Genomic DNA, 11,214 nt, shown 5'->3' with positions numbered 1-11,214 from the left:
GATGGTGGGCTACATCAAGGACATGACCGGCAGCACCACCCCGGCCCTCTATCTCATCGGCTGCACCAGTCTGCTGGCCGCCGGCCTGATGTTCTGGGCGTTGCCGCAGAGTTTGCGGACCTCGGACAAGATCGGCGCCCGCCAGCCGGAGCCCGCGCCGGTCGAGGATGCCGCGCTGCTGGGCGACGAGCGCCCCCGCAACGCCTGAGGCTAGCGTTCCGGCGCCCGCCAGCGCCGGACCAGCCGCAGCACCAGCACGAAGAACACCGGCACGAAGATCAGCGCCAAGGTGGCGCTGAGCATGCCGCCGATCACCCCGGTGCCCACCGCCTGCTGGCTCGCCGAGCTGGCACCGGTGGCCAGGGCCAGGGGCACCACCCCGAGAATGAAGGCCAGCGAGGTCATGACGATGGGTCGCAGGCGCAGCCGGGCGGCGCGACAGGTGGCCTGGTAGAGGTCCAGACCGCCATCGTGCAGGCGCTTGGCGAATTCGATGAGCAGGATGGCGTTCTTCGCCGTGAGACCGATCACCGTGATCAGGCCGACCTTGAAGAAGACGTCGTTGGGCATCCCCCTCAGGGTCACCGCCAGCACCGCGCCGAGCACGCCCAGGGGCACCACCAGCAATACCGCGGTGGGAATCGACCAGCTTTCATAGAGCGCCGCCAGGCAGAGGAACACCACCAGCAGCGACAGCCCCAGCAGCACCGGTGCCTGGCCAGCGGAGAGGCGTTCCTGCAGCGACAGCGCCGTCCATTCCAAGGCGAAACCCCGGGGCAACTCGGCGGCCAGGCGCTCCAGTTCGGCCATGGCCTCGCCGGTGGTGTGACCGGGCAGCGGCTCGCCGGCCAGGCTGATGGCGGGATAGCCGTTGTAGCGCGACAGCTGCGCCGGGCCCTGGGTCCAGTCGGCGCTGACGAAGGTGGATAGCGGCACCATGCGCCCGCGCTCGTTGCGTACCTCCAGGCGCAGCAGGTCGTCCACCTGGCTGCGGCTGCCAAGTTCGGCCTGCACGGTCACCTGCTGCATCCGGCCGCGATTGGGGAAGTCGTTGACATAGCTGGAGCCCAGGGCAGTGCCCAGGGTCTCGCCGAGGGCGGCGAAGCCAACCCCCAGGGCGGCGGCCTGGCGGCGATCCACCACCAGCTGCACCTGGGCGCTGTCGGCCAGGGCGGTCTCCCGCACGTAGGCGATGATCGGATTGCCCGCCAGCCGGGCCTGCAACTCGTCCCGCGCCGCCTTGAGCGCCGCCTGGCCGCGATTGGACCTGTCCTGCAGGCGCACCTCGAAACCGCTGGAGGTGCCCAGGCCTTCCACCGGCGGCGGCAGCACGGCGAAGCCCTGGGCTTCGCTTTCGCCGGCCAGGGCGGCGTTGGCGCGCTCGGCGATGGCCGCAGCGGAGTCGGTCGGGCCGCGGGCGGACCAGTCCTTGAGGGTGGTGAACGCCAGGGCGGCGTTCTGGCCGCTGCCGGAAAAGCTGAAGCCGAGCAGCACGAGGTCGTTGGCCACCCCGGGTTCGGCGGCGTAATGGCGTTCCAGGCGCTCGAGCACCTTGAGAGTGCGTTCCTGGGTGGCGCCGGGCGGCAGCTGGATGTCGGTGATCAGATAGCCCTGGTCCTCGGTAGGCAGAAAGGCGCCGGGCAGGCGGCCATAGAGCGCCACCAGGGCCACCAGCAGGACGGCGAACAGCAGGAGATTGGGCAGCAGCCGGCGGATGGCGCGGGCCACCCAGCCTTCGAAGCCGGCGGTCAGGCGCTCGAAGCCCCGGTTGAAGGCGCCAAAGAAGCCGCCGCGGGCATGGGTACCCTGGGGAATCGGCTTGAGCAGGGTGGCGCACAGCGCCGGGGTCAGACTCAGGGCGAGAAAGGCGGAAAGCAGGATGGCCACCGCCATGGACGCCGAGAACTGGCGATAGATGACGCCCACCGAACCGCTCATGAAGGCCATGGGCACGAAGACCGCGGTGAGCACCAGGGTGATGCCGACGATGGCGCCGGAGATCTCGCCCATGGCCTTGCGCGTGGCGGCGCGTGGGTCGAGACCCTCGCTGGCCATCAGTCGCTCGACGTTCTCCACCACCACGATGGCGTCGTCCACCAGGATGCCGATGGCCAGCACCATGCCGAACAGGGTCAGCACATTGATCGAATAGCCCAGCGCCAGGAGCACGGCGCAGGTGCCCAGCAGGGCCACCGGCACCACCAGGGTCGGGATCAGGGTGTAGCGCAGATTCTGCAGGAACAGGTACATCACCGCGAACACCAGCGCCATGGCCTCCAGCAGGGTATGGATGACCTGGGTGATGGAGATCTCGACGAAGGGCGCCGTGTCGTAGGGGATGTCGTATTTCATCCCCGGCGGAAAATACCGGGACAGCTCGGCCAGCTTGGCGCGCACCGCCTTGGCGGTGGCCAGGGCGTTGGCGGTGGGTGCCAGCTGCACCCCGACCGCCACCGAAGGCTTGCCGTCCAGCCGCGTGCCGAAGGTGTAGCTCTGGCTGCCCACCTCGACCCGGGCCACGTCGCCCAGGGTCACGCTGGAGCCATCGGCCCCGGCGCGCAGCAGGATGCCGGCGAACTCCGCCGGGTCGCTCAACTGGCCCTTGATCAATACCGGCGCGCTCAGCTCCTGGCCAGCGGGAGCGGGCAATTCGCCAAGGCTGCCGGCCGCCACCTGGACGTTCTGCTCGGCGATGGCGCGGGTCACGTCGGCCGGGGTCAGGCCGACCGCCACCAGGCGACTGGGATCGAGCCAGACGCGCAGGGCGTGCTCGGCGCCGAACAGCTGGGCCTTGCCCACCCCGTCCAGGCGGCGCAGTTCGTTGACCACGTTGCGCGCCAGATAGTCGCTCAGGGCGGTGGTGTCGAGGCGCTCATCGGTGGCGGTAAGGGTGACGAACAGCAGATAGCCGGCGGAGGTCTCCTCGATCTGGATGCCCTGCTGGGTGACCGCGCGCGGCAGGCGCGGCTCCACCACCTTGAGGCGATTCTGGATGTCCACCTTGGCCAGCTCCGGATCGGTGCCGGGCTGGAAGGTCACGGTCAGGGTGGCGCTGCCCTGGCTGCTGCTGGAGGAAAAGTAGAGCAGATGGTTGACGCCATTGAGCTCCTGCTCGACCAGGCTGACCACGCTCTCGTCGAGGGTCTGCGGCGAGGCGCCCGGATAGCTCAGGGTCAGCTCGATCTGCGGCGGCGCCACATTGGGATACTGGGCCACCGGCAACTGCGGCAGGGCCAGCAGGCCGGCGAGCAGGATGAACAGCGCCACCACCCAGGCGAACACCGGGCGGTCGATGAAGAAGCTGGCCATCAGCGCACCTCCGCCGCGGTGGCCTGGGCTTCTTCAGGCTCCACCACCAGGCCCGGCTGCGCCTGTTGCAGACCGGAGAGCAACACCCGCTCACCGGCGGCGAGACCGGACTCCACCACCCAGCGCCCTTCGACCACCGGGCCCAGGCGCACCTCGCGCAGGGCAACTTTGTTTTCGGCGTCCACCACCCAGACCTGGGCCCCACCAGCGACGCTGCGTTGCACCGCCCGCTGCGCCACGCTCAGGCCCTGGTCGAGGCGCGCCTGCTCCAGGCGTACCCGCACGAAGCTGCCCGGGAGGAGGTCGCGCCGCGGATTGGGAAACTGGCTGCGCAGGGTGATCTGCCCGGTGCTGGCGTCCACCGCCAGATCGGCGAACAGCAGGCGGCCGCTCTCGGGGTAGGGGCTGCCGTCCTCCTGCAACAGGGTGACCCGGGCCTGATCCGGCGCCACCTGCTGCAGACGACCGTCCCGCAGCGCATCGCGCAGGGTCTTGAGCTGGCGGGTCGACTGGGTGACATCGGCATGGATGGGGTCCAGTTGCTGGATGATCGCCAGGGGCGTGGCATCGCCCTGGCCGACCAGGGCGCCTTCGCTGACCAGCGCCTTGCCGATGCGCCCGGCGATGGGCGCTTTGACCGTGGCATAGCCCAGGTTCAGCTGCGCCCGCTTGAGCGCTGCCCGGGCCGCTGCCACCTCGGCCTGCGCCTGCAGGCTGGCACCGCGGGCATCGTCCTGCGCCTGACGACTGATCGCCTCGCTCTCCACCAGCGCCGCATAGCGCTCGGCCAGCCGGCGGGCCTGGAAGGCGCTGGCCTCGGCCTTGCGCAGGGCGGCCGCGGCGCTGTCCACCTCGGCCTGCAGCGGCGCCGGATCGATACGGAACAGCACCTCGCCGGCCTCGACCTCGCTGCCCTCGCGAAACACCCGCTGCAGCACGATGCCGGCGACCCGTGCCCGCACCTCGGCGGTCCGTGGCGCCACCAGGCGGCCACTGAGTTCACTGGCGATGGCCAGCGGCCCAGGGTGCAGTGTCTCCACCTGTACCCTGGGCGCGGGCGGGGTGGCGGCGTCCGGGGCCGGACGGTCGCAGGCGGCGAGCAGCAGGCAGAGCAGCACGAGGCTGCCGAGGGCAGGGCGGGACAGGGACATCGGGGCTTCCTCCAGGAGAGCGTCATGGTAGGCGTCCCGCCTGGGCCTCCCTGTAAACGTCTGTAGGTCTCTTGTGAAAGAGTGTTAAGCCCGGCGCCCGCCCGCCCGGGGCTCGGCTATGCTCGGCACTTTCCCGCCACGAAGACCTGCCGTGATCCCCTTGCTCATCGTCGAAGACGACACCGCCCTGGCCGAGCTCATCGCCACCTACCTGGGCCGCCAGGGCTATGCCGTGACGGTGATCGGTCGCGGCGACGAAGCCCTGGCCGCGGTGCAGCGACTGCGCCCACAGCTGGTGGTGCTCGACGTCATGCTGCCCGGACTGGACGGCCTGCAGGTCTGTCGCCAGCTGCGCGCGATCCAGCCGAGCCTGCCGATCCTGATGCTCACCGCCCTGGACGACAGCCACGACCAGGTGCTGGGGCTGGAGATCGGCGCCGATGACTACGTCAGCAAGCCCTGCGAACCGCGGGTGCTGCTGGCACGCATCCGCACCCTGCTGCGCCGCTGCCAGCTGGTCGAGGCGCCCGCCGATGACCGCCTGACGATCGGTCATCTGCAGCTGCTGCCGGGCGAACGCCAGGTCTGGTGGCGCGACCAGCTGATCCAGCAATTGCGCGGCATCGAATTCAACGGCGTCGACCGTTCGGTGGATGTGGCCATCTCCAAGCTGCGCCGGCGTTTCGAGGAGCATCCTGGCGAAGCCCGACGGATCAAGACCGTCTGGGGCAAGGGTTATCTGCTCTCCCGGGCCGAGTGGGAATAGATGCTCAAGATCCTCGTCCGCCTCTACCTCATCCTGCTGGTGACCTACGGTGCCGCCAGCTACCTGGTGCCCGAGGCGCTGCTGCAGGTGTTCTACGAGCGCTACAGTCGCTATACCCTCGAACAACTGCATGGCCCGCTCAGCCTGGTGCAGCGCACCTTCAACCAGGCGCCGCCGGCGCGCTGGCCAGCCCTGCAGGAGGAGTTGGCCGCGGAGCTGGCGCCCATCAGCCTGCGTCTGGTCCCGGTTGGGGATCCAGCCCTCAGTCCGGAGGAGCGCGCCGATCTGGCCGCCGGCCAGCGGCGGGTGCGCCTCGGCGACTATGGCGAGCCCAGCGCGGCCCTGGTGCCGCTGCCGGCAGACCAGGTGCTCTGGGTCGGCATCCCCGAGGCGCCCACCGACATCGCCCTGACCTACTGGGCCATGAACGCCCTGATCGGCGCGGCGCTGCTGGTCTGTCTCTATGTCTGGCTGAGACCGCACTGGCGTGACCTGGAACGGCTGCGGCGTACCGCGGCGCGGCTGGGCAAGGGCCATCTGGGCGAGCGCACGGCCATCTCGCCGCGCTCGGACATTGGCGAGGTGGCGCGGGCCTTCGATGACATGGCCCAGGAACTGGAGGCGCTGATCGTCCAGCAGCGCGACCTGCTCAACGCCGTCTCCCACGAATTGCGCACGCCGCTGTCACGCCTGGAATTCGGCCTGGCGCTGCTGCAGGCCGATCCGCTGCCTGCCGAGACCCAGCGCCAGCTGGAGCAACTGGTGCGCCACGTCCGCGAACTGGATGCCCTGGTCGACGAATTGCTGTCCTTCGCCCGCCTGCAGAGCAGCCAGCAGCCGCCCGAACGCCTGAATCTGGAACTCGAAGCCTTTCTCGACAGCGTGCTGGCCGACTTCGCCGAGGAGCAGGAGCGCCGCGGCGTCGCGGTGCATCTGGACGTGACGCGGGCACCCAGGCGAGTCGAGCTGGCGCCTCGCCTCACCGCCCGCGCCCTACAGAATCTGCTCGGCAATGCCCTGCGTTATTGCCAGCGCGAGGTCTGGATAACGGTCCGCGGCAACGGCGAAGAGCTGCTGATCGCGATCGAGGACGACGGCGAAGGCATTCCCGCGGCGGAACGCGAACGGGTCTTCGAACCCTTCTACCGCCTGGATCGCAGTCGCGACCGCGCCACCGGCGGCTTCGGCCTGGGTCTGGCCATCAGCCGGCGCGCGGTGGAAAACCAGGGGGGGCGCCTGGACCTGAGCACCGGCGCCGGGGGAGGCGCCCGGTTCGAGATCCGCCTGCCGCTGCAGCCGCGCCTGGGGCTCGCCTGAGACCGCCGCGACCCCTACACTTGGCGCCCCCGCCCGTTTCGGAATCGTCATGGCAGAGCCCTTCGACCGCCAGCCGCTGCAACCCCTGCTCGACCGTATCGCCGCCGCCGCGCCACGCCATTTCGGCGAAGGCGCGGTGGCCGACTACATCCCGGCCCTGGCCGAGGTGGCGCCGGATCAGTTCGGCATCGCCGTCTGCGACGTCAAGGGGCAGGTCTGGCGCGCCGGGGCGGCCGACACAGCCTTTTCCATCCAGTCCATCTCCAAGGTGCTCAACCTGGTGATCGCCATGCAGCGCCTGGACGAGGCGGACATCTGGACCCGCGTCGGCCGCGAGCCCTCCGGCCATGCCTTCAACTCCATGGCGCAGCTGGAAGAAGAGAAGGGCGTGCCGCGCAATCCCTTCATCAACGCCGGCGCCGTGCAGGTCTGCGAACTGCTGGTGTCGCGCATCATGTCGATCCACTGGATGATGCGCGAGCAGGCGCGGCGCCTGGCCGGCAATCCGGCGATCAACTTCGACGACCGCGTGGCTCGCTCGGAGATGGACCACAAGGCGCGCAACGCCGCCCTGGCCTATCTGATGAAGGCCTACGGCAATCTCCATAGCGAGGTCGATGACGTCCTCGACGTCTATTTCCACGGCTGCGCCCTGGCCATGAGCTGCGTCGACGTGGCCCGCGCCTTCGCCTTTCTCGCCAACGGCGGAGTCAATCCCCAGGATGGCCAGGCCGTGGTGACGCCCCAGCAGACCCGCCAGCTCAACGCCCTGCTGCTGACCTGCGGCCTCTACGATGCGGCCGGCGACTTCGCCTGGCGCGTCGGCCTGCCGGGCAAGAGCGGGGTAGGGGGTGGCATCGTCGCCATCGTGCCCGGGCAGATGAGCATCTGCGTCTGGTCGCCCCGGCTGGACAGCTACGGCAACTCGGTCGCCGGCCTGCGTGCCCTGGAGACCCTGGTGGAAGGGCTGGGCGTGGCGCCGCTGGGCTAAGAAGCTATTCACGATCTGCTGCGCGTTGGCCAGACGGCGTTGTAAAGCCCCTGGAAGGCCAGCCCCGCCGGAATGCTCATTTACGACGCATGAACTCGAGCGCGAGCCCGGTCCGCTTCCTCAGGCCGTTTCGCGGGGCCGCCTAGGCCTTGTTTGGCTCTAGCTCGCGAGATCGTGAACAGCTTCTAATAGGCCATGGACAGGCTGAAGGTCACCTGGGGCACCACACCGTCGGTCTCGCCCTGCGGACCGCTCAGGTCGCGCAGGGCGCCGTCGCGATAGAGCGCCAGGGCTTCGGCGCGAGCGCTCCAGCGTGTCTCGCCCCAGCGAAAGGGCTGTTCCAGGGCCAGGCCGGTGCGGGCATAGAGGCGATCGCCAGAGTCCGGTCCATAGAAGCCGTTCCAGCCCACCCCGAGGGCACTGGGGAAGCTCAGGCGCAGGCCGCTGGTCGAGAGATCCAGGCCGGGTTCCAGGCTGCCCTGGGTGTAGAGACCGCTGTCACCCTGGGTGCGGGTGGTTACCGCCAGCCCCGGACGCCAGGCGCCCAGGCCCGACTCGGCCTGGTAGGCCAGGGTCAGGCTGGCTTCCTGAGTGGTGGCGGCGACGTCGTTGGGGCTGCTCTTCACCGTATAGACGAAGCCGATCCTCAGGCCCTCGGCCGGTGACACCACCAGGCCTACCAGGTTGTTGCTCTCGTACCAGCGCCGCGGGCTGACCCGTTCCTCGCTGGACGGGCTGTGCAGGCCATTGCTGCTGCTGAACACCAGCCAGGCATCGGCCACGCCGTCGCTTCCCTGGTGCAGATCCAGCGCGAAGCCCGCCTGCAGGTGCAAGGGGATGCGGTCGAGGCTGGCCGCGTCGTCATCGTAGTTGCCGCGGGAGAAGTCGCCGTTGCGCACGTCCATGCCCAGTTGCGGATGGAAGCGCCCGGAGTTTTCGCTGACCTCCACGCTGCCCAGGGCGGCGTCTTCGCTTTCGATGGAGGGCACGCTGCGCGGTGCGGCGGTGGCGTCGCCAGTGGACAGCAGCCCGCCGGCGACTAGCGCGGTGATCAGGGGCACACGCATGAGGTCTTCCTCGGCAGGGTGCCCGCACCGTACTGGCCTGGCCGACCCAAGGTTCGGACCGGGTGAGCTAACGCGCGGTTCCTGCCAGGCTCGCTCAGGCCTGAGACGCTTCGCTGTCGCGCAACATCGCGAGCAGGCGGGCGCGCCGGCTTTCCAATTCCCCGATCTGCCGCTCCAGCGTCTGCAATCGCTCGCGCTGGGCCGCCGAGGTTTCCGGACAGGCCTGGGCGCCCTCGATCAGGCGCATGCAGTCGGGAAAGCCGCGGATCTCCGCCAGGCTGAAGCCGGCGCCGAGCAGCCGTTGCAACTGCCGGACCTGGGCCACGGCGCTGACGGGGAAGTGGCGATAGCCATTGGCGCCGCGACTCGCCACCAGCAGGCCCTGGGCCTCGTAGTGACGTAGCGAGCGCACGCTGACCCCGGTGGCGGTGGCGAGCTGACCGATGCTCAGCGAAGGCGGGGATGCAGTCATGACAAGGGTCCGAAGCGGGAGAGCGGAAGGTCACCACTATCGCATGGCCGGCAGGGGCTTGACCCTCACATTGGTGTCAGCCTCGAAACTGGCGGTCCCCCTTCCCGGAGACTTGCCATGAGTACCCTGCGCCTGCTGTCGTCGATCCTGTTGTTGAGTCTCATCAGACTTGCGGCCCAAGCCCGAGAGTGGCAAATCACCGCTCCCGACGGCGTGTCTCTGGCCGTCCAGGAACAGGGCGATCCCCACGGCGCACCCATCATCTTCATCCATGGCCTGCTGGGCAGCCGGCTGAATTGGGAAGCCCAGCTCGCCAGCCCCCTACTGAGTCGCTTCCGCCTGATTACCTACGACGTCCGCGGCCACGGCCTGTCGGGTAAGCCGGCCGGTGCCGCACCGTACCGCGAGGGGCGCCGCTGGGCCGACGACCTGGCCACGGTCATCGCCGCCACCGGGGCCCGGCGGCCGGTGCTGGTGGGCTGGTCGCTGGGCGCCACGGTGATCACCAACTACCTGGCCGCCTATGGCGATGCCGACCTGGCCGGCGTCGTCTATGTGGACGGGGTCATCGAGTTGTCCTCCGCGCAGATCGTGCCGCACCCCGAAGTCTATCGGGACCTGGTCTCGCCCGATCTGCGCACCCACCTGGACGCGATCCGTACCTTTCTCGCCCTGTGTTTCGCCACACCACCAGCGCCGGCGTTGTTCCAACGGCTCTACGCGAATGCCGCCATGGCCTCCTGGGACATGCAGAGCGCCGTCCAGGATCAGGACGTCGCGGCCGTCCAGGGGTTAGGCCGGGTGCGCGTGCCGCTCTGGTTGCTCTATGGTGAAAAGGACGCGCTGGTCCATCCCGAGGCATCCATCGCCCGGGCCCGGGCACTCAATCCGCGCCTCGAAGCGACCCGCTATGCCGCGTCCGGGCATGCGCCCTTCCTGGAAGAGGCGCCCCGTTTCAATCGTGACCTCGCCGCCTTCGTCGACCGCCTGGAGCGCTCCCAGCCATGACCGATCCCTGCCTTTTTCCCGGCTTCACTCGGCTGCACCTGGACACGGCGTCAGCCTGCTTCAAGGGCATGATCGGCGGCCAGGGCCCGGCGGTCCTGCTGCTGCACGGCTATCCCCAGACCCATCTGGCCTGGCGCTACATCGCCCCGGTACTGGCCCGGGACCATCGCGTCGTGGTGCCCGATCTGCCGGGCTACGGCGCCAGCCGCCAGCATGACGACCGCTCGCGTTGGACCAAGCGGCGCGTGGCGGCCGCCTTGATCGAGTTGATGGACGCGCTTGGCCTGCAACGCTTCGCCGTGGTCGGCCATGATCGCGGCGCCCGGGTCGGCTACCGCCTGGCGCTGGATCATCCCGCGCGGATCGAGCGCTACGCCTCGCTCACCGTGGTGCCCACACCGGAGGTCTGGCAGGCCTTCGACTTCAGGCGGGGGCTGGCGAACTTCCATTGGACCTTTCTCGCCCAGCCGGCTGATCTGCCCGAACGGCTGCTGGCAGTCGATCCCGATGCCTTTCTCGACCAGGCCCTGGCGCGCATGGCCGGCGGTCTGGAACGGGTCGAACCCCTTGCCCTGGCCGCCTATCGCCAGGCCTTTCGCGATCCCACGGTGCGTCGCGCCATCTGCGAGGACTATCGCGCCGGTGCCGAAGAGGACCCGGCGGACGATCTTGCCGACCAGGCCCAGGGCAAGCGCCTGGGCTGTCCGCTGCTGGTGCTCTGGCCTGAGCAGCAAGGGGGTGAATCGCCCTTGGCCATCTGGCGTCGGTGGGCGCTCGACGTGCGCGGGTGCGCTGTGCCCGGTGGGCATCTGCAACCGGAGGAGTCACCACAGGAAGTACTGGCCGTCCTACGACCCTTTCTCGAAGGTAAGCGCTGAGCGAATGCGTCTATTCAGCGGCGGCGGTACGGAGCACGAGTAGGTGTGCGCCGTCGCAAGGCCTTTTGTCGGTTTCCGAAACCGTTGCGAAATTCTGAAAATACCAAAACCGGAGCGAGCCAATGACAGCAATCGACTGTGGATTCAACCGGTGAACGCAACACACTAGGAGCTGTCTCGAAAGGGTTTCGGAACTCTTCTTCTGTTACCTACCCAGCGGGCCTTGAAATCCGACCCTGCAGACAGCAAAAAGCC

9 protein-coding genes and 1 pseudogene are annotated in these 11,214 nt (G+C 69.0%); 6 read left to right on the top strand and 4 right to left on the bottom strand.

What is annotated here, in order from left to right:
* Positions 1 to 208: pseudogene (locus tag GSQ95_RS23045) on the top strand (MFS transporter); the annotation flags it as partial.
* A 2-nt stretch (positions 209 to 210) separates the two neighbouring features.
* On the opposite strand, the gene GSQ95_RS23040 reads toward GSQ95_RS23045, so the two are convergent.
* Together GSQ95_RS23040 and GSQ95_RS23035 are read right to left on the bottom strand one after the other, a co-directional pair.
* Positions 211 to 3,309 (bottom strand): multidrug efflux RND transporter permease subunit, encoded by a 3,099-nt coding sequence (locus tag GSQ95_RS23040; protein ID WP_158894086.1) that lies wholly within the window; start codon positions 3,307 to 3,309, stop codon positions 211 to 213.
* Positions 3,309 to 4,460 (bottom strand): efflux RND transporter periplasmic adaptor subunit, encoded by a 1,152-nt coding sequence (locus GSQ95_RS23035; RefSeq protein WP_158894088.1) that lies wholly within the window; start codon positions 4,458 to 4,460, stop codon positions 3,309 to 3,311. The genes GSQ95_RS23040 and GSQ95_RS23035 overlap by 1 nt, the downstream gene beginning before the upstream one ends.
* A gap of 118 nt (positions 4,461 to 4,578) precedes the next feature.
* Here GSQ95_RS23035 and GSQ95_RS23030 point away from each other — a divergent pair, with 118 nt between their 5' ends.
* From GSQ95_RS23030 to glsB, 3 genes are all read left to right on the top strand, one after another.
* Positions 4,579 to 5,226, top strand: coding sequence for a response regulator transcription factor (locus tag GSQ95_RS23030; RefSeq protein WP_218580222.1), 648 nt, complete (start codon positions 4,579 to 4,581; stop codon positions 5,224 to 5,226).
* Positions 5,227 to 6,543: an ATP-binding protein gene (locus tag GSQ95_RS23025; protein WP_158894092.1), complete on the top strand. Its 1,317-nt coding sequence runs from the start codon at positions 5,227 to 5,229 to the stop codon at positions 6,541 to 6,543.
* Positions 6,544 to 6,619: 76 nt separating this feature from the next.
* Positions 6,620 to 7,534, top strand: a complete 915-nt coding sequence (gene glsB, locus GSQ95_RS23020; protein ID WP_158894103.1) for a glutaminase B — start codon at positions 6,620 to 6,622, stop codon at positions 7,532 to 7,534.
* Between the two features lie 185 nt (positions 7,535 to 7,719).
* On the opposite strand, the gene GSQ95_RS23015 is transcribed toward glsB, so the two are convergent.
* Complete coding sequence (locus GSQ95_RS23015; protein ID WP_158894094.1) at positions 7,720 to 8,601, bottom strand: hypothetical protein; 882 nt, start codon at positions 8,599 to 8,601, stop codon at positions 7,720 to 7,722.
* A gap of 94 nt (positions 8,602 to 8,695) precedes the next feature.
* Positions 8,696 to 9,073 (bottom strand): MerR family transcriptional regulator, encoded by a 378-nt coding sequence (locus tag GSQ95_RS23010; protein WP_158894096.1) that lies wholly within the window; start codon positions 9,071 to 9,073, stop codon positions 8,696 to 8,698.
* 117 nt (positions 9,074 to 9,190) lie between these two features.
* On the opposite strand from GSQ95_RS23010, the gene GSQ95_RS23005 reads away from it, so the two are divergent.
* A complete protein-coding gene (locus GSQ95_RS23005) occupies positions 9,191 to 10,081 on the top strand; it encodes an alpha/beta fold hydrolase (RefSeq protein WP_158894098.1) in 891 nt (296 codons plus the stop codon).
* Positions 10,078 to 10,959: an alpha/beta fold hydrolase gene (locus GSQ95_RS23000; protein ID WP_158894101.1), complete on the top strand. Its 882-nt coding sequence runs from the start codon at positions 10,078 to 10,080 to the stop codon at positions 10,957 to 10,959. The genes GSQ95_RS23005 and GSQ95_RS23000 overlap by 4 nt, the downstream gene beginning before the upstream one ends.
* Positions 10,960 to 11,214 lie beyond the last annotated feature (255 nt).

The sequence above is a fragment of the Pseudomonas sp. BAV 4579 genome, assembly GCF_009765395.1.
GTDB lineage: Bacteria > Pseudomonadota > Gammaproteobacteria > Pseudomonadales > Pseudomonadaceae > Chryseomonas > Chryseomonas aestiva.
Note: the sequence above shows the minus strand (reverse complement) of the source record. Positions and strands in the feature narration are given on the sequence as shown.